The organism is Hymenobacter antarcticus (assembly GCF_039539545.1).
Taxonomy (GTDB): domain Bacteria; phylum Bacteroidota; class Bacteroidia; order Cytophagales; family Hymenobacteraceae; genus Hymenobacter; species Hymenobacter antarcticus.
The window spans coordinates 26,594-50,028 of sequence record NZ_BAABDI010000026.1 but is presented as its reverse complement, the minus strand read 5'-3'; the positions used below and the strand labels follow the sequence as shown (position 1 = coordinate 50,028).

General features: G+C 57.9%; 23 protein-coding genes. 9 read left to right on the top strand and 14 right to left on the bottom strand.

Annotated elements, in window-relative coordinates; translation table 11 throughout:
• The first annotated feature begins 35 nt into the window (after positions 1 to 35).
• The gene (locus tag ABD819_RS16340; protein WP_345125973.1) at positions 36 to 3,629 is read left to right on the top strand and encodes a hypothetical protein; all 3,594 of its coding nucleotides are present in this window, start codon (positions 36 to 38) and stop codon (positions 3,627 to 3,629) included.
• Between the two features lie 518 nt (positions 3,630 to 4,147).
• Positions 4,148 to 4,339 (top strand): T9SS type A sorting domain-containing protein, encoded by a 192-nt coding sequence (locus ABD819_RS16335; RefSeq protein ID WP_345125971.1) that lies wholly within the window; start codon positions 4,148 to 4,150, stop codon positions 4,337 to 4,339.
• Positions 4,340 to 4,370: 31 nt separating this feature from the next.
• Here ABD819_RS16335 and ABD819_RS16330 read toward each other — a convergent pair whose 3' ends face one another.
• Positions 4,371 to 4,802 carry a hypothetical protein gene (locus ABD819_RS16330; RefSeq protein WP_345125970.1) on the bottom strand — a complete coding sequence of 144 codons (432 nt, stop codon included), beginning with the start codon at positions 4,800 to 4,802 and terminating at the stop codon, positions 4,371 to 4,373.
• A gap of 376 nt (positions 4,803 to 5,178) precedes the next feature.
• Between ABD819_RS16330 and ABD819_RS16325 the strand changes: the two genes are divergently transcribed.
• Both ABD819_RS16325 and ABD819_RS16320 read left to right on the top strand, forming a co-directional pair.
• Positions 5,179 to 5,550, top strand: a complete 372-nt coding sequence (locus ABD819_RS16325; RefSeq protein WP_345125968.1) for a hypothetical protein — start codon at positions 5,179 to 5,181, stop codon at positions 5,548 to 5,550.
• Between the two features lie 1,347 nt (positions 5,551 to 6,897).
• On the top strand, positions 6,898 to 7,143 hold the full coding sequence (locus ABD819_RS16320) for a helix-turn-helix domain-containing protein (protein ID WP_345125967.1): 246 nt from the start codon (positions 6,898 to 6,900) through the stop codon (positions 7,141 to 7,143).
• A 286-nt stretch (positions 7,144 to 7,429) separates the two neighbouring features.
• Here ABD819_RS16320 and ABD819_RS16315 read toward each other — a convergent pair whose 3' ends face one another.
• The 3 genes from ABD819_RS16315 to ABD819_RS16305 are packed head-to-tail and all read right to left on the bottom strand — an operon-like array spanning position 7,430 to position 10,208.
• Positions 7,430 to 8,821 carry an ISKra4 family transposase gene (locus ABD819_RS16315; protein WP_345125964.1) on the bottom strand — a complete coding sequence of 464 codons (1,392 nt, stop codon included), beginning with the start codon at positions 8,819 to 8,821 and terminating at the stop codon, positions 7,430 to 7,432.
• A gap of 19 nt (positions 8,822 to 8,840) precedes the next feature.
• Entirely contained in the window at positions 8,841 to 9,458 is a 618-nt protein-coding gene (locus ABD819_RS16310) for a recombinase family protein (RefSeq protein WP_345125963.1), read from the bottom strand.
• Between the two features lie 57 nt (positions 9,459 to 9,515).
• On the bottom strand, positions 9,516 to 10,208 hold the full coding sequence (locus ABD819_RS16305) for a plasmid pRiA4b ORF-3 family protein (RefSeq protein WP_345125962.1): 693 nt from the start codon (positions 10,206 to 10,208) through the stop codon (positions 9,516 to 9,518).
• A gap of 73 nt (positions 10,209 to 10,281) precedes the next feature.
• On the opposite strand from ABD819_RS16305, the gene ABD819_RS16300 reads away from it, so the two are divergent.
• Complete coding sequence (locus ABD819_RS16300; RefSeq protein WP_345125961.1) at positions 10,282 to 10,632, top strand: hypothetical protein; 351 nt, start codon at positions 10,282 to 10,284, stop codon at positions 10,630 to 10,632.
• 67 nt (positions 10,633 to 10,699) lie between these two features.
• Here the strand turns inward: ABD819_RS16300 and ABD819_RS16295 are convergent, their stop codons facing one another.
• The 4 genes from ABD819_RS16295 to ABD819_RS16280 all read right to left on the bottom strand — a co-directional run bounded on the left by ABD819_RS16295 (position 10,700) and on the right by ABD819_RS16280 (position 12,659).
• Positions 10,700 to 11,020: a hypothetical protein gene (locus ABD819_RS16295; protein ID WP_345125959.1), complete on the bottom strand. Its 321-nt coding sequence runs from the start codon at positions 11,018 to 11,020 to the stop codon at positions 10,700 to 10,702.
• Positions 11,013 to 11,468 carry a hypothetical protein gene (locus ABD819_RS16290; RefSeq protein WP_345125958.1) on the bottom strand — a complete coding sequence of 152 codons (456 nt, stop codon included), beginning with the start codon at positions 11,466 to 11,468 and terminating at the stop codon, positions 11,013 to 11,015. Before ABD819_RS16290 ends, ABD819_RS16295 begins: the two co-directional genes overlap by 8 nt.
• 334 nt (positions 11,469 to 11,802) lie before the next feature.
• Positions 11,803 to 12,177, bottom strand: coding sequence for a hypothetical protein (locus ABD819_RS16285; protein WP_345125956.1), 375 nt, complete (start codon positions 12,175 to 12,177; stop codon positions 11,803 to 11,805).
• 287 nt (positions 12,178 to 12,464) lie between these two features.
• Positions 12,465 to 12,659, bottom strand: a complete 195-nt coding sequence (locus tag ABD819_RS16280) for a type II toxin-antitoxin system HicA family toxin (protein WP_345125955.1) — start codon at positions 12,657 to 12,659, stop codon at positions 12,465 to 12,467.
• A 264-nt stretch (positions 12,660 to 12,923) separates the two neighbouring features.
• Here ABD819_RS16280 and ABD819_RS16275 point away from each other — a divergent pair, with 264 nt between their 5' ends.
• Positions 12,924 to 13,097, top strand: a complete 174-nt coding sequence (locus ABD819_RS16275) for a hypothetical protein (protein ID WP_345125954.1) — start codon at positions 12,924 to 12,926, stop codon at positions 13,095 to 13,097.
• Between the two features lie 327 nt (positions 13,098 to 13,424).
• Here ABD819_RS16275 and ABD819_RS16270 read toward each other — a convergent pair whose 3' ends face one another.
• The 6 genes from ABD819_RS16270 to ABD819_RS16245 form a co-directional block, all read right to left on the bottom strand.
• Positions 13,425 to 14,135, bottom strand: coding sequence for a hypothetical protein (locus ABD819_RS16270; protein WP_345125952.1), 711 nt, complete (start codon positions 14,133 to 14,135; stop codon positions 13,425 to 13,427).
• Positions 14,136 to 14,710: 575 nt separating this feature from the next.
• The gene (locus ABD819_RS16265; RefSeq protein WP_345125951.1) at positions 14,711 to 14,983 is read right to left on the bottom strand and encodes a hypothetical protein; all 273 of its coding nucleotides are present in this window, start codon (positions 14,981 to 14,983) and stop codon (positions 14,711 to 14,713) included.
• 160 nt (positions 14,984 to 15,143) lie between these two features.
• Positions 15,144 to 16,100 (bottom strand): BsuBI/PstI family type II restriction endonuclease, encoded by a 957-nt coding sequence (locus tag ABD819_RS16260; RefSeq protein ID WP_345125950.1) that lies wholly within the window; start codon positions 16,098 to 16,100, stop codon positions 15,144 to 15,146.
• 19 nt (positions 16,101 to 16,119) lie between these two features.
• Positions 16,120 to 17,697: an Eco57I restriction-modification methylase domain-containing protein gene (locus tag ABD819_RS16255; RefSeq protein ID WP_345125948.1), complete on the bottom strand. Its 1,578-nt coding sequence runs from the start codon at positions 17,695 to 17,697 to the stop codon at positions 16,120 to 16,122.
• A 632-nt stretch (positions 17,698 to 18,329) separates the two neighbouring features.
• Positions 18,330 to 18,749, bottom strand: coding sequence for a hypothetical protein (locus ABD819_RS16250; RefSeq protein ID WP_345125946.1), 420 nt, complete (start codon positions 18,747 to 18,749; stop codon positions 18,330 to 18,332).
• A 296-nt stretch (positions 18,750 to 19,045) separates the two neighbouring features.
• On the bottom strand, positions 19,046 to 19,534 hold the full coding sequence (locus ABD819_RS16245) for a hypothetical protein (protein ID WP_345125944.1): 489 nt from the start codon (positions 19,532 to 19,534) through the stop codon (positions 19,046 to 19,048).
• Between the two features lie 472 nt (positions 19,535 to 20,006).
• Here ABD819_RS16245 and ABD819_RS16240 point away from each other — a divergent pair, with 472 nt between their 5' ends.
• The 3 genes from ABD819_RS16240 to cas3 are packed head-to-tail and all read left to right on the top strand — an operon-like array spanning position 20,007 to position 23,427.
• On the top strand, positions 20,007 to 20,675 hold the full coding sequence (locus ABD819_RS16240; protein ID WP_345125941.1) for a CRISPR-associated endoribonuclease Cas6: 669 nt from the start codon (positions 20,007 to 20,009) through the stop codon (positions 20,673 to 20,675).
• Positions 20,676 to 20,704: 29 nt separating this feature from the next.
• Entirely contained in the window at positions 20,705 to 21,265 is a 561-nt protein-coding gene (locus tag ABD819_RS16235; protein WP_345125940.1) for a hypothetical protein, read from the top strand.
• Positions 21,262 to 23,427, top strand: a complete 2,166-nt coding sequence (cas3, locus tag ABD819_RS16230) for a CRISPR-associated helicase Cas3' (protein WP_345125938.1) — start codon at positions 21,262 to 21,264, stop codon at positions 23,425 to 23,427. The genes ABD819_RS16235 and cas3 overlap by 4 nt, the downstream gene beginning before the upstream one ends.
• Positions 23,428 to 23,435: the final 8 nt, after the last annotated feature.

The following is a 23,435-nucleotide window of genomic DNA, read 5'->3' as shown; positions in this document are numbered from 1 at the left end:
GCGTGCTACCGTTTTCGTTTTCTCCGACTTTCCCCATGGCTTTTTCCAATACCACCTGCTCCCGCCTGCTGACGGCCCTGTTGCTGCTGCTGAGCCTCGGGGCCCGCGCCCAGTTACAGCTCACCACCTCGTCGTCCGTTACCCAGAATTTCGATGGGCTCGGCAGCAGCGCTACTGCCGCGTTGCCCCCCGGCTTTGAGCTGACCGGGGGAAGTGCCCCCGTGTACGGCACCGGTACCACCACGGCCACCACGCAGGCCGGCGGCACCTCCGGCACCGGGGCCCTGACCAGTACGTCCTCCGGCGGGGCGTATAACTTTGCCACCGGCGTCACGGCCTCCAGCACGGACCGAGCCCTGGGCTTTTTGTCAACGGGCAGCTATTTGTCGCCCCGGCACGTGCTGCTGGCCGTGCGCAACAGCGCCGGGCAGACCCTCACGGACCTGGAGGTAGCGTTTGACCTGGAGAAATACCGCACGGGCACCCGCGCCTTCGACTGGCAGTTCTACACCAGCCCCGACGGCACCACTTGGTCGGGTCCGGTAACGGCCGGCTCGCAGAGCTACGCCGCGGACGGGGCAAATGCCGTCGTCAATCCGCCCACCAGCCTGCGCAAGACGGTCGCCCTGACGGCCCTGAACCTGGCCGATGGGGGAACCTTCTACTTGCGCTGGTCATACGTAGGCACCGGCGGCAGCACCAACGCCCAGGGCCTGGCTTTGGACAACCTCACGCTCACGCCCACCTTGTCGGGCACGCCGGCCCCGGCCAGCATCACCACGGGTACCATCACGGGCAGCCCGTTCTGCGTGCCGGCTGCCACCGGCGCGGCCGTATCCGTGCCCTTTACCGCTACCGGGGGCCTTACTGGCACGTTCGCCGCCCAGCTCTCCGACGCCGCCGGCACGTTCCCAGCTGACCTAGCCCGGGACCTTATCGGTACCGGTACTGCCTCCCCCATCGCCGCCACCCTGCCGGCCGGAACAGCCGCCGGCACGGGCTACCGCATTCGGGTGGTGCACGCCGCTTCAGCCACGACGGGCAGCGCGAATACCGCTAACCTGACCATCACTACCCCGCCCGCCACCAACGCCGTGACGCTGGCACCCACCGCGGCGCAGGGCCTGACAACCACCGGTACGGGTGCCCCGATTACGGCCACGGCCACCGCGGCCTCGTCCTTCGCCTGGTTCTACTCCACCAGCAGCAGCGGCCCCTTCAGTACTGCTATCGGCGGTGCCACGGCCGCCACTTACACGCCCCGCGGCGCTGACTTCAACGGTGTCGGCACGTACTACCTCGTTGCCCAGGCGACCAGCACCTGCGGCAGCGTGGCCGGCACCAGCGCCCCGGTCACCATCACCGTTTCCACGCCGTCGCCGACGCTCACGCTCGCGCCCAACCCCGTGCCCGACTTCGGCACGGTGCCGGTGGGCCAAGCCTCCGCCAGCACCCCCCTGAGCGTGTCCGGCACCAGCCTCACAGCCCCCGTGACGCTGACGCCCCCGGCCGGCTTCCAGCTGCGCACCGGTTCGGCGGCCTTCTCCTGCGCCCCCCTGACGCTCACGCCCACCGGCGGCACCCTGACGGCCACCGTCGACGTGCGCTTTGTGCCCGAGCTGGCGCAGGCCTACCGCGGCCCGATTACCGTGGCCTCGGCCGACCTGCCCGGTCAGCCGGGGGTTGAGGTGAGCGGCACCGGGGTGGCCCCGGCCTATCCGCCCAGCGTGAGCACGGCGGCTGTATCGGCCGTGGCCGGCACCACGGCCACGGCCGGCGGCACCGTGCTCGACGAGGGCGGCCGACCCGTGACGGCGCGCGGCATCGTGTACGCGACGACTGAGGCCCCCACCACCCAGGACGATTTCACCCAGGACGGCACGGGTGCCGGCTCGTTCGTCAGCGCCCTGTCCGGCTTGCTGCCCAACACCACCTACTACGTCCGGGCCTACGCCACTAATGCCAAAGGCACTAGTTACGGGGAACAGCTGAGCTTTACGACCGCCACGGTGGCCCTGGCTGCGGAGCCCACCCAAGCCAGCACCCTGACCGCTACCACCGTGGCCCCCACCACGGTCACGCTCGCCCTCAGTGGCGGCAACGGCACCAAACAGCTGGTGCTCGTCACCCAGGGGCCGGGCCTGTCCTTCCAGCCCCAGGACGGCACCACCTATGCCGCCAACGCCGCCTTCGGCCAGGGCGACCAGCCGGCACCCGGCACCTACGTGGTGGGGGCCGCCGGCGTCCCGTCGCTGACGGTGACGGGCCTGCTGGCCAACACGGAATACACCTTCGCCGTGTTCGACTACAACGACAACGCCACCAGCGGGGCTGAGAACTACCTGCTCACGCCCCACGGCGAACTGACGCTCACCACGCCGACTCCCCCGGCCGGCCTGTTGCTGGCCGAGGACTTCGACTACCCGGCCGGCGACCCGCTCACGGCCCACGGCTGGACGGCCCACAGTTCGGCGGGCACCAGCCCGATTTTGGTCTCGCCGGCGGGCTTGAGCGCGCCGGGCTATGCCCCGGCCAGCGGCAATGCCGCCAGCCTGGTGGCCTCCGGGGAGGACGTGAACCGTCCCTTCCTCAGTCAGGGGGCCGGTACGAACGTGTACGCGGCCCTGCTGGTGCGCGTGAACACCGCCAGCGCGGCCGACTACTTTTTCCACCTCGGGCCCGACCCACTGAGCACCACCTTCCGCGCCCGCCTGTTCGTCAAAGCGGCCCCCACCAGCGGCAAGGTGCAGTTCGGCGTTTCCGGCAGCGGCACGGCCACGGTGTACGCCCCCACGGAGTACGACCTGAACCGGACCTACCTGCTGGTGTTGCGCTACGTGTTCGGCCTTTCCGGCACGGAAACTCGCTTGTACGTGAATCCGGGCCAGGCGGAGCCCGCCACCGCCGACGCCACCAGCACGGAGGCCGCCAGCTCGGCTCCGGCCAACATCGGCTCAGTCGCCCTGCGCCAGGGCCCTAGTACGTCCCCGCTACTTGTTGACGGCCTGCGCATTGCCACTGGCTACACCCAGGCCCGGCCCTTCAGCGGCCCGCTACCCGTCACCCTTACCACCTTTACGGCCCGTCGCCAGCCCGCTGGTAGCGTGCAGCTGCAATGGGCCACGGCCCAGGAGCTCAACGCCCGCCTGTTCCGCGTGCAGCGTTCGGCGGATGGCCGCCTCTTCGCCGCCGTTGCCACCCAGGCCGCTGCCGGCACCACCGCCCAGGCGCGCCAGTACGCCACCCTGGACCCCACCGCTCCGGCCGGGGTGCTGTACTACCGCCTGGAGCAGGAGGACACCGACGGTACCCGCCACTACAGCCCCGTCGTCACCGTGGCCCCCGGTGCCGGCCCGGCCCCGGCGGCTTCGCTGACGGTCGCTCCCAACCCCGCCGACCCCGGCCAGCCGCTCACGCTGAACCTCACCGGCCGCGCTGGCCAGGCCCTCACCCTGCAGGTGCTCGACAACGCTGGTCGCCTGCTACACACCCAGGCGCTGCACCCCGCCACCGACCAGGAGCCGCTGCCGCTGGCCCTGCCCGCCACGCTGTCCGCCGGCACCTACCTGCTGCGCGTCACCGGCCCCGGCTACCCGCCCTTGCACACCCGCCTGGTGCTGGTTCGGTAGGCCATAAGCGCTAGGCGTTGAAAACGGTCAACCAGATTAGAATGGCCGTTTTTTATTGAGCAACTCTGTTCAATCAGACAAACGGCCACCTGATTGGGTGGCCGTTTGTCGTTATGTCCAGCATCGGCCTTGGTTAAAAGTTTGGTCCAAAAGTTAATTGGCGAACTTGTCAACAACCACTTTTCACACGGATAGGGGTACTGACCAGGCGTTTCCCCAGCAAGAAATACGCCTTTAAAGCATTCTGGTGGCCATCGGTGGCGTTAGAGTACAGTTTTCCCGTGCCGCAGGCTAAGTTGTTTGTACTTTGATTGCTGAACAAGTTATCTGAACTAAACTGACTGGTTTTCACCTCGATTTGCCTGGGGTAAAACGGTTAGGCGAGTGGTACAGAAATAGGGACGTTTCACTGTACAAACCGCCCTGACAAACTTCGCATGCAGGTTTTTGGCGTGTAGGTGCCGCGGTTGGAAGCAACTCGCTTAACTTCTGTACCAAACTTTTAACCGAGGCCGGACTTGCGGGTGCCGGTTACCTGGGGACCTGCCACCCTAGTTCTGCTCGATGCGGTGGGCCGGGTGGCCCGCACGGCCCTTTCCCCAGCCGGTGTGGCGTACCCGCTCGACCTCACCGGCCTTGCCCCGGGCATATATGCCTTGCGCGTGCAGACCGGGGAGGCGCAGGCCGTAGAGCGCCTGGTGGTCGAGTAGGGGAGTGCTGCCAGGACGGGGTAGCGGTGCCTTAGTCGCACTCGTAGCTAAAGGACACGCGCGTGCTCGTAGCGCTTAGGGGCTCCAGCTGGATGGCGTAGCACGTGGAATTGGGGTCGCCGTTGCTTATGTAGGCCATATTGCCCTGGCTGAAATCAGCCCTTAATCTGGCGAAGGAGCGCTTGGCCTCGGCCAGGCCGACCCGCACCGTGTACTTGTACACCTCCACGGACTTCGTGTAGTTGTTGAACCACAGCTCGACGCTTTTCGCCTTGGCGATGGTATACCGACCGTCCTGGGCCTTTACGTAGGTATATTCCGGGTCTTTCGTGCGAATGGATTTGGCGATTGCCTTGTCAAGATTGGCATTTCTTAACATCTCCACGGGGCTCTGCGCTTGGGCGCTTGAAATCGGTGACAGTGAACTGATAGCCAGGACGGCACAGGCGTATATAATCTTCATAACTAGGGGACTGAAGTAGAAAAATATGTTGTTGTGCCAACGGCTCGGGCCATCGGCTCGGCTCATCAAGCTTACTCGCTGCGAGCGTAAACGGCGGGGCAGGATGGAAGCCGTTGTAATGTACACCGGACACGCCGTACGCCCCTGCTACTTCTTGTTTGGTGGAAATTCAAATCACCTTTACGATGTCTCACGAGAGTTGTAACAGAAAACCCCAAAATACCACCAGTTGGCAGGGGCCGGCAAGGCGTACCTTTCTGGGCTCTACCAAGTGCCGTTAGCAGGCGTCGGACCGCCCCAGCTTTGGGCTACCGAACGGCTACCCGTTTAACCTTTGTACCAAACTTTTAACCACGGCCATACCTACCGGAATGTCATGGCTGATGAGCTCATTAGTCAACTCGGTTTTGAAACGTCGCAACGGTGTGGAACAAGTGACTGCTTCTGGGGCGACGAATTAACGCTTCAGCGTAAGGATTTAAAATGGACGGTTACGGCAGCGTTTGACCCTTCCACGACGTTGAGTATCGGCATTCGCCGGAGTGAGGCAGCAGAATTAGAGACCACCGACCTTGTTTCAGAAACCGAGCAGGACGAACACTGGCTGGTACGAAAAGCATACCCGTACGCAGGCATAGCAAACGCAGTACAGGCCCTGGCGCTGGTCGGGCAGGTCAGGCAGGAACTGTTTGAAACCGAATTTTTTGATTCCCGGCTTACCGTCCGTCCCGCTGCAACGGTAATTTAAAGAACGCACCGTTTGCTGTTTTCTTTGAATAGCAAGAGAATCAACAGCCAATTGTCTTGCCGGAGCTACGTTCAAAGCAAAAGCAGTGGCCTTCGTCAAGCGGTTCTATTCAGCCAGCCGAAGAACTGCGGTGTAGCATTCTGCGTCGTATTAGCAGCGCGCCGTGTCTTTCATGCCGAAGGACGGATAATACCTGTGTTGCCCAGCTTTAGTCGGTGCCTCATCTCGCCAATATAGTACGCCCTGTTATGCGCCCCGTTCAGAAGAGAATGGGTCTGCTTCTTTACTAAAATTTTAGCTGAGGCACACTTCATGATTTCTGTTGATTTCGAGCTAATTGGATAAGATGCTCTCTGTCTGTTGGGGCTGCGTTGCCCGTTTTTTTCTCAACCGTCTTTTCTTGGACGCTGCTTCTGCCGCTATGTCTGCCAGGACGCGTAGGGGGTGTTCTCCCATCGCTTCGGCCAATGCCATGACCTTTTCCACTGTAAGGTGGCCCGGGTTTATGCGTGCTTCCGTGACCGAAGCGGCACTGATGCGCATCGTGGTGCACAGTTCGCGCACCGTAAACCCATACCTACCGTTTCCCCGTGGGTGATGCTCGACGATGTCGCGGAACGTGCGTTGCCTGCACTTCTTTCGGCGGGCTGGACCAGGCACATTTTTTTGCACCATTTTGGCCAACGACTGCACCAAAGTAGGGCCCCCTCTCCTGGTGTCCATCAAATCACTGGTGCCTTCAGGAGGACTTATCGACGGAGCGAGCGGTTCGGGGACTGACGGGCAAGAAATGTTCGCTGGGTGCCCGGGTTCGCTCTGGGTGGCGTCGTAAACTTCCGCCTGCGGGCTTGCTTGCATCTCTGCCATAATGGGCACCACTTTCCGTTGAGAAGTCCTACGGCTCGCGGGCAGCGCCGGGGCTAGGACTAAGCCTTTGGCCCGCATTATGAGGGCTGGCCAATCAAAGGTCACGGTTTCCCCAGCGACCAGCAAGTCTGGCTGCAGTTGCTGGAGCATGTCGCCCCACGTGGCCGAACTCAAGGTGGGGAAGTGACGCATTCGCCGCTCGCTGGCGTCCGTCAGTGCCTGCGCCAGCAAGAGCGAAGACGCGTGCGAGAAAGAAATCCGCTGGGAACTGGCATTCAGCGGTAGTGAATCACGGGTTACCATTGATAATACGCACAATTATGCTCCTTCCCTATCAAGTCCATGTCTCTTAAGAGGTAGATAAAGCAGATACCAAGTGAGCAGTGGAAAAGACTGCAACTGTCACAATGATACGAAGGGATAGCCAATCAAGGGCGTATACGCCCTTGATTGGCTTCACTCGGGGCTCCACCTTGCTCCGTGAAAAATCCGGCCGGTCTCCAAGTGTTTGCCAACAGGCTTCGGCTGCTTCGTCAGGCCCGCGGCTATTCGCAGCAGAAGCTGGCCGACATTGCCAACGTGGAGCAGTCCACCATCAAGCGCATTGAACTCTGCCAGCTGGCCCCTACCCTGGACCTGCTCATCTCCCTGAGTCGTGCCCTGGCCCTCGAAGTTCGCGACCTAGTCGACGACCCGGCCATCAGCAATTCCGACCCGGAAGTATAAATGCTGCTGTTGCTGGCAGTTTCAAGGGTTTCCCAAATAGTTGAGACAAGAACAGCCGTTGAGCATCTAAGGCAGTGGGAAAAATAAAGACGGTTTGAATTCAACGGTGTAAGGCAAAAAGCTGTTCGCCATTGTAACGAAACACCTTTCCGCCAATAGCGGCAGAGAACTCCTCCGGCGCAATGGCAATGGCCTGGGTCACACCAAGTGCCAATGCACAGCGTATGGCCTTCCAGGTCGCTTGGTGCCGATGGTGGAGAGCATCAAAAAGTGTGGGGCAATTGGGTTAGGCGGCCATCTGCAGCGGTTCCGCTGGCACTGACCGGAAGCCGGGATACTGCTGCCGAAAACAGTCTTCCCATTCCTCGTTGAGGACCTTGGTGCGGGCCTGCACGAGCAGGTGCGCGCCTTTTTTAGTCCACTGCATTTGTTGCCGCTTCACCATTCGCTTGGCTAGCACCTGATTTACCGCCGACTCGACAAAGCCGGTGGAGACGCGTTCGCCGTAGCGGCGGCGCTCGGAGTAGTCCACGATGAAGCCGCTGTTCTGCTCCACGCAGGTGTGAAAATCAGCAATTAGCCGGGCCAACGGCTTGCACTTGCTGTATTTCCTGGCCACCAGCGGGTCCTCCTGGTGCGTGGCCAGCGTGTCGTCCAGGTCCAGTATCTTGTCTAGGGCCCGCTCCGCGTTGCCGTGCCAGAGGTGCCATTTGATGCTGGTCAAGCCGTCCTGCAGCGCTTTTCCCCCGGCCGCGTCGACCTGAGCAAATCCCAGCGCGTACTGCTGGAGCACCGTCAGGCGCATGGTCAGGTGAAACCAGTCCAGGATATGCGTGGACTCCGCGCTCAGGTAGCTGGTCAGCGACCGCAGAACCGCGGCGCCGTCGGTAAAGAATTCCACCGACTGATTGGCCTGCAGCCCCTGCGAGCGCAGGACCTCAAACACGCGCCGACGCGGCTTGGCGTCGACCTCCTGCACGAAGCCGAAGCATTTGGCGCCCCCTTCGGCGGGAATGCTTTTGCCCGCAATCACCTCGAAACAGCCTTTTTTATGCCAGTGCCGGACGTAGCCGCCGTCGAGGCCAACCACCAGCGGGCGGGGCGGGCACGGCAAGGCCTCGCGGTCGCGCTGGCAAACGCCGTGAAAAGGGGCCACTTCCTGCGGCAGCTGCTGTTCCTGCGCCTCGACCACGGCGTGAAGGTGCTGTTGGATGGTCGTGCCCGATAGTTTCGCACTCAGGGGCAGCACGTCGTGGAGCAAATCGGCCGTTTTCTGGTAGGGAATCAGGCTGGCCCACTTGGTTTCCAGGTACAGCCGCTCCGGCGTCACGTGCTGCGGAAACAGGTGCTGGAGGGGGCTGAAGGTCTTAGGTCCCGCCTCGGTGGGCGGCAGATAGTAGCGCGGGCTATCGACTGTGACGTTCCCAAATAAGGTTTTCAGCTGGAGTGGATAGCTGCCCTTCTTCCGTAAGCCGACGGGCTGCTGCGCCTGCAGGTGCGTCGCCACCTGCTGCGCAATCATCTTTTGATGAATGCGTTGCAGCAGCTCTTTCGATTCGGCAAGCGTCAGGCCCACGCTGGCTAAGCTCAGGTCCTCCCGGCTCCAGGTGAACACGTCTTCGAGAGTGGGCTCGTTGCCTTCTGACGGACAAGCCACCAGTTGTAATTTGAAGTTCATGGGGCTGGGGGGTTAAGGATTACAGCAAGGCTTTCACTTTACGCACCGTGTTGATGGCCACGTCGCACAGCTTCGCCGTGTTACGTACGCTCAGGCCCGCGCGCAGCTGCCGGGCGACGGCGGCATACTTTTTCAGAAAGACGGCCTTTTCTTCCGTTGCGCCCACCGGGCGGCCAATCGTGACGCCTTGCCGCCGCGCCTCGTCCATGCCCGAGAGAATGCGCTCGCGCAGGGTCTCGCGTTCGAGGCGGGCAAATTCGGCCAGCAGCGTGAACATGAACTGCGCCACCGGATTGCGTTTGCCGTTTTTAAGCGTTTCAATCCCGAAGTTTTGGACGTAGATGCTGATGCCCAGCTGCGTCAGCTCTTCGACAATCTGCAGCACTTCGACCGTGGAGCGGCCCAGGCGCGAGACTTCGCTCACCAATACTTTCTGGATAGCGCCCCGGCGGCTCAGTTCCAAGAGCTGCTGAATCCCCTCCCGGTCCTGATTCCGGCGGGCTCCGCTAATCTTCTCCGAAATCTCGGCCACGACCTGGACGGCCTGATTCTGGGCCACGGCGCGCAGGTCTTCCACCTGCCGCTGGTAATCCTGCTCCTTCTTGGAGACCCGCACAAAGATGACGGCCTGTTGCATGACGCAAAGCTATTGCCGCTGTATCAGAAAAACCACTTGGTTTTTCTGATACAGTTTTCAGGATTTTAAATCCGCAAAGAAGTAGTCGTAGCTGCCCTGCGAATACAGAAAATCGGGATTACCCTTAAGTTGATACACTTTCGCTAGTTTCTGGTTGACTTGGCCCTTATCGAAATGCTCCGGTCGATAGGTCCAAAACCAGGTCGGTACATCGTCCTCCCGGATATCCTCACCGGCCAGCAAGCGGTCATGGGCTTCGTAGGCCCAGCTGAACTGGTCGAGCGTGCGCTGGTCGTAGCCGCTGGCGCCGCCGACTTCCTCGGGTGGGCAAGCACGGCGGCCACTCACGCACACCGGGTGGTCCACCAGCGAGGTCGGAGGCAGCATTTTCTCCACCCGCACCTGGTGAAGCCAGTAATCGCCGAAATCGTAGGTGTAGGTGAACTTGTCGTTGACCCGCCATGGGAAATCGCCCAGGTGAACCTGCCGGGCATCGTCGGCAAAGTAGATGCCGCCGGCGTACGGAATCCCGTACTCTTTGCCCCAGAGCTTAAAACTGTGCAGGTGCCAGTTGTCCCAGCCCATCGCTACCTGGAAGACGTGATGCAGCTCAGCCAGCGTCGTATCGCCCCGCACCAACACGCGCCGACAAATCTGAGGGCTGATACCCAGCAGATGAATCTTGAGCTGATAGACTGCCGCCAGCCGGTCAGTACCTGATAAGATAGGAGCAGCAGCTGGTTGGGGCATGGCGTTCACCGATAGAAAGGGGCTTTCAAGTTAAGCCAGAAGGCGGTTACCCCCTATTGCCCCACACTTTTTGATGCTCTCCGTTGCCAAGTGGGCTTATGGCCGCCGCCCAAACATAGCATGTGCTCAAACAGAGTCCACAAAGGGGCTGAATTATGAAGCAAAAGGCTGGATTACGCTGATAAAAGATGAAGAGAAAGGCGGGATAACATTACTCTCCTCCATTTATTCGGTTCAGCAATTCATTGCTATGAGGAAGCAAATTCTAGCGGCTGGAATGACGAAAACGGGATACAAAACAAGGAGCAAATACTTGGAGTCTACTTATGAAGGAGCTAACTATAGAGCGCGGCTCACAACATACATTGGGGAGGCAACGGGAGATTCAAGCAATAGCTACACTGTAGAAATAGAGAAGAAATGAAGCCCGCTACTAGTGCTTGGGGCAACAATCGTGGGCTAGCATTATCATTATGAACTCGTAAAAGGGCCTAAATCAACCTATTTACCGAAATAGAGGGTTTCCACCAGCACGGCTTAGCGTAAAGTTTCTGGCATTCCAACCAGCTGCGGGCCTCGCGCTCGGCCTGGTGGTGGCGGTCGGCCCGCTGCGGGTCGGCCGCCCGCGCTGCGGCCCGTTGGAGCCGTTGCGCCCGCTCAGCCTGGTGCGCGGGGTTGCTGGGGTCGAGCAGCTGTGATTCGTCGGCCACTCGGCCGCCGCGCTGCATCAGGGCCTCGTGCGTGGCCAGCAAGTAAAGAATGCGGTTCCGCTTGTACGGCCAGTGCTCCAGCAGCTCGTCTAACTCATTCACCGATGCCTGGTAGGCCAACGGGTCGCGTTGCAGCTGCGCGGCCGTGTAGCGGGGGCGGGCGGCGGGGGCGGGCGGCGGGCCGGTTGTTCGGCCGGGGCCGGGCGGGAGCAAACGCCAAGGCTTTCGCCTGCTGGGGAGCCTGCGGGGCCTGGTGTGGCCCTTTCCCGGTCGGGGGGCCTTGCTTGCGGCGGTGGCTTTCGACCAGTGCCGCCTCGGCTAATGCGAAGTTTTGAGCGTGGCGGGCAGCTTTCGCCGGGTCGTCGCGCTGCACCCATTGGCGCTCGTTGAGCATCAGGCCGTGCACGTTCTCCTGGTCCTCGTCCGCCACCATTTCGACCGCCCAATGCACGGCCCCGCTGTCGAAAAACGCCTGACGCACGGCCAGCAGCGCGACGGTGCGCGGCCGGTTCCGGGGCCACTGGTACACCAACTCGTCTAGCTCGTTCATCGCCGCTAGATAGGTTGGGTACTGGTGTAAACTGTATAGGGTATAGGCCGGCCGGGTGGGGTCGCCCCGGAAGGTTTTGACTGGATAAAGATGGGCCTGGAACCGCTGGCGAAACTGTCTTTTTTGGCTTCCTGTCATACTACAAGATACGCCAAAAAGCCCGTATTTAGCTATTTTGAGGGCTTTTTAGTTATTTGGATTCAGAAGAAGGCTCATTATATGCTGAGCATTTTAACTAAACATAGTGCACATTAAAAAACCCCGAACCGTTTAAACAGTTCGGGGTTTTTGCTACTTAGTCGCTGGAATTATATCGTCACGCTATAGCAACAAATTAGGCAAAACGAAAATTAGTTAATGCTTTGGCATATGAGTGAATTCCGCTTTCAATCCGGTCCTTCTGCTTTTTAGATGGTACCTTTTTTTGATTAATGTACTGGCTTATAAGAGTTGGATTAACCCCGATATAGTCAGCAACAGAATCAACGTTTAGCCTAAAGACTTCAAAGAGTGCCGCAAAGTCATAGGTGTATTCTAATTTAAAGTCTTCGGGATTCTCATCCGTAACTTCACATTGACCTTCAAGACCATCTTGGGCATCTCGCTCCAAGGCTTTCAAGGTCTTACCAGTGGCAACAATTCCAAAATCTTCGCTGTATGCCGAAAACCCAGTATTGGTTTTCTCAACATAGAAGTTTACAGTCTGCATTTCGTAAGATTAGAGTTTAAGAGATTATATATATCCCAGACTTACGGATTCTGTGTGCTAGCAATGACTTCCTTATTTAGAGGAAGTTGGCACAATTTTGTCATTTTTAGCGCCGACAAGTGTCACTCATTTTACAATCGTAAAAGTCGTGTACTAACAAGTGAGCGGCCCTCGATATACAATGTGTATAGTTTGAGTGCCGACAATTGGCGCTCACCTTTCAAAGTGAGCGCCAATGGCAATGACTTATTTCAAAATTTTGTAATGTCGGGACACTAAAACGGGGGCTATTTCAGCCCCGCGTTCTTTAGGATTCCATTTGCAGTGCCTTCCGCTAGTTCGTCATTGTCGTGCTTGCTCAAAGCAAGTGGGCGACCGTTTAGCGTTTGCTTGGTTGGGTGCTCGTAAATACGATGCTTCTTGGTGCGTGCTAGAATCCAACCATCAGATTCTATCAGCTTCTTCATTTCTTTAACTTTCATCTCATAGGCAGCGCTCAGGGTTTAGTGAACGTGCAAATATACGTCAAGAATTCTTGACCGGATGAATAAAGTCAGGAAATGTTTACTTTTATTTTATGGCTGGTTGTTTTCCAGGGACCGTCAGTCAGCCATTTCAAGGTGATAATTGGCCCCTATCATCTTGAAATGGCATTTTAAGCCCGCGAGCTTCGCGTGTTTGCGGCGCGGTCCGGGCAGCGTGTCAAATACGCGAAGCTCGCCCCGCTCCGCTCAGAGTCGGGGGCCGTGCACCCGCCGCTGCTCGGGGGCTGCGGGCTCCGGCACGGCCGGCTGCTGGGCGAGGCGTTGCTTTTGGGGAGCCTGCGCGGGGCCGGCAACGGCCAGCAGCGGGCGCTGCTCCGGGGCCAGCGGCTGCTCGGCGGCTTGCTGCACCGCTTGGCGCTGCTGGCCTTCTTATAACAGCAAGGAGTCAAACTTGCTCTAAGGACATATTATATATAATATGTCGTTGAATTTTAAGCAGATGCCATTTTCATACGGCCCAAAATGCTAGGTTCAATAAACCAACTGGCTGTTTCTTTTTAGACTGTCTTTCTGAGCCCTGTTTGCTGGGCTAATTATCTAAGTGGGCGCAAGACCTACAGGGTCAATAAGTTACGGCTTTTTGACCCTGCCTTGTAATGGCTTACAGTAATTTTATCCCCCCGCTGCTATAAGAAGGCCCAGTAGCAGCATCATCGGGGAGCGCACGGCAGGAGGAATGGAAAACAATGCTAAAGATGGCTACTATTCATAGCTGTGGTAAGCCACCCGATAAGCCAGCTGAACACCACCCGGCTGCCGGAGGCGGGTAATCTGGGCATTGTTTGCTCGGTCATTCCATACCTCTTGGCCCTTAACTTCCGTCTCGCCCGGTTCAGCAGCACTCATCAGCCAGGCTCGCAGTGCCGCAGGTTCTGCCCCAAGCTTATATGCCAGTATGTAGGTGAATACACCTCCATCTATGCTTACTACCGTGGCTTGTACGGTGTGGGACCCGTTGGTTAGACTTAGAGTAGCGCCATGGTCGGCCATCGACTGCTCAACACCTCGCTTCCATTCCCCACCAGCCGCGCGCAGAAAGCAGTTAGCTCCTGCATCCATTGATTGGAACCAGCACCACTTCTGATTTGCGGGTAATTGCACGAGTCGGGCAACAGCGGCGGGTGAGAGCGGTGGCTCTGCATCGGCGGCCTCATCCAGCGTTGGAGAGGGAGAACAGCTACTGCATAAGCTCAGCAGCAGGATAGAAAGAAACTTTCGCATAAAATGGTGCTGATTAGAAAGGTAGCACAAGCCGCTGGATTTTGTGTTGGCCTTTCGCATCCTCCGCCCTTTAACCGCTGCCTTACAGGCCAGTGTTTCAGGAAGTGTTGGCACCACAAAGCTTTTTTCTGGGTGCCATTGTCCCGAACTTGGGAGAAAGAGAAGCCCAAGGGCCCGCAACATGAAATTCATTGTATCCTCCTCCGCGCTGCTCAAGCAACTGCAAGGCAGCAAGGAAGCGGCTTGCGGCTCCCCGGGCGCGTGTCGGAACGTTGCCTTGAACCCATCGAATCCGATATGCTAACCGAACTGCTTACGTCGCTGAGTGCTGCCTTTAGTCCGTGGTTGCCTTTGCTGGGGCTACTGCTGGGGGTAGGCGGGCCACTCTGCATTTACTTACAAGGCCGAGCATCTGCTCAAGTAGCCGAAATTACTGCCGCTGCCCAAGTTGAGGTGGCCCGTGTTAGCGCTGCTGGGGGTACTCAGGTGCACGAGGTGTCCAAGAAACTGCTGACTCCGACTGCCGTAGCAAAATCGGTGGAAGGACCGGTATTCCGATAGATACCGAGGCGGCTTGTCTGGCGCTCTGCACTGCTGAATTGCAAAACTTTGCGTAAATGTTACCAAAGTCAGAAGATTCTTCTGCCGAATCCTGACTTTAGTCGTGAAGACGACTATTTACAGTGGATGACCCCATTATCGGAGTAGCCTAAAAAGAAACCTGGAAGGGAGGGCTGACTCGATAATATATAAGGGAAATCACATTGTTAAATGAAACGTATAACCCTTAATGACTTACTATTCAAAGCAGTAGTACCCATCGCAATTGCCTTTGCTCCCAACGCTTGTTCCCAGTCGGAGTCAAAATCGAACATCATCATCGTCGCACCCGCACCGATAGTTGTTGCGCCAACCTCATCCTCGGTAGCCGTTACTTCACCGGCTGTCAGTGTCACCCCGGAAGGTAGTATTACCATCACGCCCGGTAGAGTCATCGTTACTCCTTCCCCAACTTTTGAGCAGAGCCACAAACGACTCATACGTCATCGCTCACAAACGCGTCGTATTTCCAAACGAAGCCACACAGCCGTTAGTGCCGATATATCCGCGCCTACGGTTGCACCTACGCCAGAGCCCGCATCTGCACCGTCGGCAACACCGGTACCCTGCAATTGCCCTTGTGCTTGCTAATGGCTGCAATTAAATCTGGTGAGGGCCCAAGTAACGGTCCCCGTTAAAATGAATCATGTGCGTTGGTGCCTCGGCAACCCACACTTCCGTTTCCCAGGAAATATCAGCCAGGTACTTACCCATCGTTTTTCGGTCGGGAAAGGCTGTGACGTACACTAAGCCAGCTTTGCTAGCCGCAAATAGCTTGCTGAGTTCGCCGTGGCGCTTGCCATCGACCGGGCCGTGACTTGTGACGGATTCGATGAGCAGCAGCCAGTTCCGCGCCACGTCGTAAAGAACCACGTCGGGCATCTGGCCGTGCGCGTCTACTTCGACGCCTAATGCGGCTAGTTGCTCGCGCTGAAAGTATCCGTCTTTGGAAGCGGTGTCACCGACGTAAATCACCTCCGCATTAGGGGCAAAGCGGGGCCCAAATTCGTGGATGATGTCACTAATGAGCTGACTGTGCTTTCCGGCGCTGAGCTTGATGACGGTGCCAGGCGCCACCTGCAGGGGTATCAACTCCATGTCGCGGGCCCTGGCGTACTGCGCGGTGAGGGTTGGGCGGGTGGCCAGGTACTCCGTGAGTACCGATTCCCATTTCGGGGTGCCATAGGTAAGCAACACGTTGTGCAGCTCGGTGGGCACTTGGTAGCACGCCGCTGGGGAGTTTACCGGCCGGTCGGGTTTGTCCGGGTTGTAGAGCACAATGCCCGCCTCGCGGAACTGGTGCAGCGTTTGCCGGCGGAAAGTCTCCCGTGAGTTCGGGGCATACGTGGTGCTGTAAAAATCGCGGCACCAATCCATGATGGGCGTTACGCCAATCTGCGGCCGTTCCAGCTGCTGCCATGAGCCGGCAGGTTTCAGGTCAAGCAGCGCCAGTAAGGTTAGCGCGGACCGGTCATTGAGCTGCGCCCGGGGCATACCCAGTGCTTGCAGGATAGCGAGGCTTTCGGCGATTTTCTCGGAGAGTGGGGAGACGGGCATGGGGGCAAACAAGGAGGGGCTACGCATGAACTAATACCTTATCGACAATGGCGTCCGTCGCGTCTTGCCCTTGGCCAAGCACTTGCCGGCCGATTTCTTCAATGGTAGCTAATGGGGGCATGGGCAACGCCCGTGCCTCGGTGGCACTCACCTGGGTGTTGCCGTTGAAGATGCGGAAAAAAGCGTCGTAGACATTGCTGTTGAGCAGCGCTGAAAGACCAGCTGTCTGCACATCGGTAAGTTCTCCTGTTTTGGAATACAGGTAGTTGAGCTTGTTTTCGAGGCCCACCGATTGGTGCTGCTGCCAATCGGCCGCGAAGTAGGGGGCCGCAATGAGGCGGTGCTTGTCGTCCTTGGCGCTGAATCGGCGTAGCAGCACGTAGTTGCGATTCGGTAGGAGGCCGAGTTTACGGCCGGCATTCAGGGCCACGTGCTGCTGACGGCCGCGGTTATTGGGCCAGTTGATTTGGCCCCGCCGCACGTGGTCAATCCAGAGCAAAGGCACATGCTCGGGGCTTGCCGTTTCGCTCAGGTGAGCCGTGGTGCGGAAAGCCACCACGGGGCCAGTGGACACTTCCACGCCAAAATCGTGCAGACGGTGCCGCCAAGTTTTGAAGTTGCTGATAAGTGCCTGTTCAGCCGCTGTGGTGGGCAGGAACAAGACTTTTTCCCGGCTGCCAAGGTCCACGATTTCGTCCAGCCAGCAGTCGAGTTTTTCGGGATGTGACAAGTCATGTGCCCCCGTGGAGGAAGCCACTATAATCGCATAGTTCGGCTGCGGGGCTTGGCGGTGACGGGTGGCTTTGAAAACGATGTTCTCCTGGAGCACCGCGTCTTTCGCAAACGCTTTGTCCCGGGCATGGAACAGGTGGAAATAGTCGAGCCGAAGGTGGTCGTACAGGAAAGCGCGAAACCGTTCGTAGTAGAAGCCGGAGCAGAAACTGCGGGGAATGATAAAGACGAGTTCGCCCCCTGGTTTGGTAAGCAGCGTGGCCAGCACCACGAACAGCGAGTAGATGTTCGGCTGGTCGAGCTGGCGGTTACGGGCCAATGCGTTGCGGGGGTCGGCGGCGTTGAGCTTAAAATAAGGGGGATTGGAGATGACCAAATCGTAGCGTGGGGCAGCTGCGGCAAGGGGAAACTGCCACAGCTCGCTGTGAGCTAGAATAAAATCTTCCCGAAGGAATTGACCGTGCAGCGTGATATGATGCTCGTTGAGCCACTGCTGGAGGTAGTCGAGCACGGCCTGCGCGTAGGGGGCAACTCCAGCGTCCACATCGTAGGCATCGAGGTAGAGGGTGGCCAGCTCGTCATTGGCGGCAACCAGGTGTTCTACCAGAGCACAAGCCAGCACGCCAGTCCCGAAGCCGGGGTCGAGCAGGCGCGCTTCGGAACCAGTAAAGGTGCTGAGGTGAGCCAGGTAAGTGCCAATTTCGCCCGGAGTGAAATACTGGCCAAATTCCTTTTTATGGGCGTCAGACCCTATCGCCGCATATTCAGTAGCGAGTCGGACGGCGTAGGCAGTGGGCCGCTCCTGTGCATATGGGGGACTTACCAGAACATTTACAAGGGGGGCAATGGCAACTTCTTCTATCATGACACAAAGCTACCTAGCTTAGTGAGGCTTCTTTCCTACTACCTCTGAATCCTATCTGGCTAATACGTCAGCGGGGTCAGTAGGGCTGGTAAGCATTATATAATGAGTACATTAGGTTGTCAACTTCATTATATCTACATTTATGGCATGACCTGCCTACAACTGTGAAATTGTAAGCAGGACATTGGGATAGCCGAAACCCGACCCAGTAGGCAATTGTGTAGAATGTACGTATGAAAAAGACCCTTTCCATTTTTGCAACAATGCTGTTGTTTGCGTTTACTGCCAATGCGCAAACAAAAAAGGACGGAACGCCCGATATGCGCTACAGTGCCAATAAGCAAGCCTACGGGAGTTCTTACTCAGCTCCAGCACCCGCGCCCACGTATTATGCGCCGCGCCCGTCTTCCAGTACTTCCTACAGCGGTAGCACTCATACCGAGAGCCACGGCGGCACATACCAGGGTGGTACGGGTGGTTCCTCTCACAAAGGAGGTACTTACAGCAACCCAAACACGAATAATCAATACGGCAGACACAAGAGCCCCTACTAAGCTAACATAAATAGAAAAAGCCCGCTGCTAGCAAGCAAGCGGGCTTTTTCTATTTATGTTAGCTCATTCATAATGGGCTTACTTGTGCCATGCCGTGAAGCGCAACACAGCTAACCCATTGTCCTCATTTAAGCTTATGTTGATGCGGTTTTTGGTATCCAACCACTTGTGGTGGCCCATGATGTTGTAACGCTCGTTGCAGTCGTCGGCAAAGAATTGCAGAAACTTGTCAGCCGGTCCCGTCAACACGGTTGCCGTTACCAATTCTTCAGGTGAACCACTTACTGGAGTGAAGTAGCTGGCCGTAATGAGGTGAGTGTTACTCTCCTCGAACATGACGTATTTCCCACCTGTTGCATTTGTTCCTTGCTTCCAGTCCGTCATCGAAGCAGAGCGTTGATATTGCGAACGCAACTCTGGCAAAGTCAATCCAAGAGTGGATTGCCCACGAGAGGTAGTGCTAAGCAAGAGTAGCAACAGAGCCGTGAGAAGTTTCATAAACCGAATATAGAACCGCACCGCCAAATTAGTCGGCATTCCGGCTGGCGCACAAGTTATGCCGCTGACTGGCAAACAAACTACTGGCCAGCCACAAGCGCAAGGCCGGCCGAAAGGTAGAAGATTCACTCAGCTGACAAATGGGGTGACGGCCACGTAGAGGAAAGAAAAAAAATGATTGACGGGTAGGCGAGTGGAAGTTGGGAGCACCGTTGAACACCCAGACCAAGGCCCGCTCGGGCCGGGGCAACTCAGTCACGTAACCCCATCAGCCGAGTCAATTCGCGCTTCCTATTCTAATCCAAGTCAGTGGCCGCCCGTAGCGGCACTTTATGCGTCTCCCACAGCACACGCTCGGCGACCGCGTTGCCAATAGCCAGTCGTTCAATCAACGCCATTAACCGGGAGTGACGGCCCAGGGGACCGGCTTTCAGTTCCGGCCACAGTTCAATAGCCACCTGCTTCAGGTAATCCAGGAGTTCGGCCAAGTAGCACGCGTCGCCGCAGTAGATGGGCGGGTCAAGGTCAGGCACCCGCGGTGAGTGAGCTAAGCGCTGGGTCAGCCGGGCTAGGTCCACGTAGTCCAAGTCGATTTCCGCACTGCTTTCCCACAGGTCGGGCTGAAACCGGTGGAAGGCCTCCGACAACTCGGTCACGGACAGGGTAGGAAAGTGGTTATGGAGGTGCTCCGCCATCCAGAGCACGGCAGCTGCTTTCTGGCCGGGCGTGGCCCAGCTGTAGGGAATGGCGCGGCGGTCAAGGCGGTTAGCAGTCACGGGTTGCATAAGGACGTGATAAAGGAAGAAAGTGGAACTGAGAAGAGATACAGTGAGGCAAGTGCAAGTGTGTTGGGCAGCCCTGAGTGTTGTTTAACGAAAGTACCATGCTTTCTAGAAATAAAAAAATTGCATAACGTTGAAAATCATTTTGTTATGTGCGTATATAGGCACAAGATGACATCCTGCACAACGAGTAAAGCCCCGCCGGAGAGCTTGTCACGTTTCTTAAACGAACGTTTAGTAAGATGTAAAGGCCCTATCGACATGCTGCAAATGCTCGTTTACAGTATGTAAAATGGCGGGGGGACCCTCTTTCATACCGAGTAAGTAAGCGCCTGCGAAACAGACACGGACCGCTTTGCTAAAATATTTACCCAAAATGGCTGTTCACCAAAAAATAAGAAGCAAATAATCTAAATAATTTAGTTTATTTGCTGGTGAAATGAATTCTCCACCATTTCGACTTCTACCCGGGAATATGCGTTTACAACTTTACTTGGATGCCCCCGAGCGGGTGCCTTTCGACTACCTGCCAACCCTGAAAAGCGCCTTCCATCGCTGGGCCGGCCATGACGAGGTCTTGCATGAGGGACTCTCCCTCTATTCCTACGCCTGGCTGCGCGGCGGTCGGGCCGGACGCGGCGGCATCCACTTTCCGGAAGGGGCCAGTTGGTTCATCTCTGCTCCTGATGAGGAGCTGATTCACGAGCTGGTGAGCGGTGTAGTACGTGCCCCTGAAATTGGACTGGGCCTGCGCGTAGCTGACGTGCGGATGCAGCGCGCGCCCGAGTTTGCCACCGGTGAACAACCCTTCCGCGTGGCCGGCCCGGTCTTCATCAAATACGAAACTGACCGGGACCAACCTGCCGACCACCTCCTCCCCGGCCACCCCCTGGCCGATGCGCAGCTCACCGCCACCCTGTGCCACAAGCTCCGCCAGGCCGGCCTGGACGACACCGGAGCCGCCGTGCGCTTTGACCCTGCATTCATCGCCACCGCTAAAACTAAGCTCTTTCGCTATAAGCAGGTACAATGCCGCGGCAGCATCTGCCCGGTATTGGTGTCCGGCTCGGCCGAGCAGATTCAATTTGCCTGGGAAGTGGGCGTGGGTCACTCCACGGGGATTGGCTGCGGGGCGCTGGTGTAGGTTTTCTTACTTTTTATTGGATTTGCATAATGCTTTATATAGTAGGGTACACGGGACCGTTTGGCTACCTCAAGCCCTGGACGGCAGTGCGCGATGGGGAAACCTATTCCCAGCAATTTCTCACGCCTTCCGTCATCGAAGGGATGCGACAGAAGCTGGGCGTGGCAGAGATTCTTCGGCATCGGCTGAGCTATGATACGTTGAGCCAGCAGCAGGAAGTAGTTCATGCGCGTGCTTATAAGGAAGACCGCAAGGGACGCATCCTAGGGCGTGACCGAGGAATTCTGCTCCGCAATGTGTTGCTAAATCCGCTATTGCACCTGGCATTTGCAACGCTGGAAGACGCTGAGCGAGCGGCGCGACAACACCTGTGCTTGTGTCGTAATGAGGATTTGGTAATGCCAGCCGGACCAGTGCGGGAGCTTTCGACCGAAGACTTCAATGCGCTGGATGGCTTTGAGCTACGATTTACGGAGCGTGACTCGGAAGGCAGTTTTTTAGTTGGCTTCAATCGGTTTGCCATGAACGCGCCAATGTACGGCCAGCTTTCCATCACGGGCCGTGCCGTGCGCTATCTGCCACAGTCATGAGCACTACGACTGACCAGCTACAGGCGAAAAGCCCCGAAAACGGCGGGCTGCTGCTCAGCCAACACCTATTGCAAGTGGCCGAAGCGGCCGAGGCGATTGCCCGGGGCCGAGGTATCGACCCCGAATTGGCTCGACTCGGTGGGCTGCTACATGATATTGGCAAAGCTCATCCCGAATTTCAGCGCCGCCTCACGCAGAAACGCACGCCGGCCGACAAGCCTTTCCGGCATGAATTGGCTTCCTTGTTTTTTCTGCCGCTCTTTCCACAGGCACAGTGGGAGCCCCTGTTCGACATGGTAGTAGCACACCACAAGTCGTTGGCACGCGACCCATCAGACTTCGGTCTGTATGATTTCGACCAAATGGGCGAACAGTTCGAAAAAACGCATCTGGATGCGCCCACCCAACGCTGGGAGGAATGGTCGGAATCCGCGTTAGAGGTGCTGGTAGAGTTGGGAATAGCTGGGCGGCCTATCAGTCGCGCCGAAGCGCTGGCCGCGTTGGACTGGTGTTTGGAACGAACCTATGCCCTAATAGAAGGCCGGGTGCTGGGCTGGTCGCCGTGGAAAGGGTTGCTGGTTGCGGCCGACCACCTTGCCTCGGCGCTAATGCACCAGACCGGTGCAAATCTGCCGCGCCTGTTTCGAGCGGCTGACTTATCGCCTTTTGCCGGAACGCACCCGCTATACCCACTTTCGGGCAAGGAAACGGCCGATGATGGCAAGGCCCATACGTTGGTAACGGCCCCCACGGGCGCGGGGAAAACTAACTACTTGCTACGCCGCTGCCGGGGTCAGGTGTTTTATACACTACCATTTCAGGCATCCATTAATGCGATGTGGCGACGTATAAAGGAAGCCTTGCAGGAGCAGGAGGTAGATGTGCGACTGCTGCACGGCTCGTCGCGGGTAGTTGCTTATCAGGCCAGAGAGGAAGAAAAGGCCTTGCAGGACAAAGTAGGAGCCGCGGTGAAAGTGCTCACGCCGCACCAGCTCATGGGCATCGTTTTCGCCACCCGAAACTACGAAAGCCTACTGCTCGACTTGCAAGGCGCCGACGTTATTCTGGACGAAATCCACACCTATGGGGCGCTCACGCAAGCCATTCTATTCCGCCTGGTAGAAGCTCTGCACGGCATCGGGTGCCGGGTGCATGTGGGTACGGCCACCATGCCAACCGCCCTTTACGACCAGGTACTGGCCCTGTTGGGTGGGCCGGAAATGACGCGCATCACCACCCTCACCGAGGAAGAATTAGATACCTACGACCGGCATACCGTGCATAAGCTGCCCGATTGGGAAGCCGTCCAAACGGTGCTGGCCGAGCGGCTGCAAGCCGGCGACAAAGTGCTGATAGTGCGCAACCGGGTGAAGGATGCCCAGCAACTCTACCACGATTTGCAGGAGCAATACCCGGATATTCCCAAGATGCTACTCCACAGCCGCTACCGCCGTATGGACCGTGCGGAATTGGAAACGAAGCTAAAAGACAAGTTTGACGATGATAATCGGCCCGGCCCTTGTATCGTCGTAGCTACGCAGGTAGTGGAAGTAAGCTTGGACATCAGCTTCGGCTGCATGATTACCGATACTGCCCCGATTGATGCCCTCGTGCAACGGTTCGGGCGCGTGAACCGCCGCCGGCTGCCCGCCGCCGCGCGCAAGTTGCACCCCGTGTATGTGGTGGCCCCGCCCACGACCAAAACCGCCGCTAGGCCTTACGAGGTCGACGTATTGCAACGCACCTATGCCCTACTGCCCGACCATGGCGCAGTACTGCGCGAGCGGGACCTGGCCGGGCTGATTGACGTCGTATACCCCACGGTCGAACTGACTTCGCTGGACGGTTTCGCCCGCTTCCGTGATGGGCAGTTTCTGCTGCCGCTACTCACGCACGAGCCGAAATCGGTGCTGCTGGACTTGCTGGAAATTGACTCCGTGACGGGCGTGTGGCTGAAAGATTACGACGCGTATTCGCGGGCCTCTCCTGACGAGCGCCCCCGCTTTGAAATTCCGCTTAACCACCGGGATGCCGTACGGGCTAAACTTCGCCAGCATCCGCACGGCAACCAGCCTTACCTGATTGATGAGCAGGCTTATTCAGAAGAAACCGGCTTACACATGGAGCGCCTGATGGCCGAAACTGGCTATGAAATCTTTTAATCCTTTCC

Bases quoted from the DNA above. Each gene is read 5' to 3' on its own strand.
- ABD819_RS16235 (WP_345125940.1), top strand. From the start codon at position 20,705: ATGCTTTATATAGTAGGGTACACGGGACCGTTTGGCTACCTCAAGCCC.
- ABD819_RS16240 (WP_345125941.1), top strand. From the start codon at position 20,007: ATGCGTTTACAACTTTACTTGGATGCCCCCGAGCGGGTGCCTTTCGAC.
- ABD819_RS16315 (WP_345125964.1), bottom strand. From the start codon at position 8,821: ATGAACTTCAAATTACAACTGGTGGCTTGTCCGTCAGAAGGCAACGAG.
- ABD819_RS16330 (WP_345125970.1), bottom strand. From the start codon at position 4,802: ATGAAGATTATATACGCCTGTGCCGTCCTGGCTATCAGTTCACTGTCA.
- ABD819_RS16280 (WP_345125955.1), bottom strand. From the start codon at position 12,659: ATGAAAGTTAAAGAAATGAAGAAGCTGATAGAATCTGATGGTTGGATT.
- ABD819_RS16260 (WP_345125950.1), bottom strand. From the start codon at position 16,100: ATGCCCGTCTCCCCACTCTCCGAGAAAATCGCCGAAAGCCTCGCTATC.
- ABD819_RS16255 (WP_345125948.1), bottom strand. From the start codon at position 17,697: ATGATAGAAGAAGTTGCCATTGCCCCCCTTGTAAATGTTCTGGTAAGT.
- cas3 (WP_345125938.1), top strand. From the start codon at position 21,262: ATGAGCACTACGACTGACCAGCTACAGGCGAAAAGCCCCGAAAACGGC.
- ABD819_RS16325 (WP_345125968.1), top strand. From the start codon at position 5,179: ATGGCTGATGAGCTCATTAGTCAACTCGGTTTTGAAACGTCGCAACGG.
- ABD819_RS16265 (WP_345125951.1), bottom strand. From the start codon at position 14,983: ATGAGTCGTTTGTGGCTCTGCTCAAAAGTTGGGGAAGGAGTAACGATG.
- ABD819_RS16290 (WP_345125958.1), bottom strand. From the start codon at position 11,468: ATGAACGAGCTAGACGAGTTGGTGTACCAGTGGCCCCGGAACCGGCCG.
- ABD819_RS16340 (WP_345125973.1), top strand. From the start codon at position 36: ATGGCTTTTTCCAATACCACCTGCTCCCGCCTGCTGACGGCCCTGTTG.
- ABD819_RS16310 (WP_345125963.1), bottom strand. From the start codon at position 9,458: ATGCAACAGGCCGTCATCTTTGTGCGGGTCTCCAAGAAGGAGCAGGAT.
- ABD819_RS16250 (WP_345125946.1), bottom strand. From the start codon at position 18,749: ATGAAACTTCTCACGGCTCTGTTGCTACTCTTGCTTAGCACTACCTCT.
- ABD819_RS16245 (WP_345125944.1), bottom strand. From the start codon at position 19,534: ATGCAACCCGTGACTGCTAACCGCCTTGACCGCCGCGCCATTCCCTAC.
- ABD819_RS16300 (WP_345125961.1), top strand. From the start codon at position 10,282: ATGCTCTCCGTTGCCAAGTGGGCTTATGGCCGCCGCCCAAACATAGCA.
- ABD819_RS16285 (WP_345125956.1), bottom strand. From the start codon at position 12,177: ATGCAGACTGTAAACTTCTATGTTGAGAAAACCAATACTGGGTTTTCG.
- ABD819_RS16305 (WP_345125962.1), bottom strand. From the start codon at position 10,208: ATGCCCCAACCAGCTGCTGCTCCTATCTTATCAGGTACTGACCGGCTG.
- ABD819_RS16270 (WP_345125952.1), bottom strand. From the start codon at position 14,135: ATGAATTTCATGTTGCGGGCCCTTGGGCTTCTCTTTCTCCCAAGTTCG.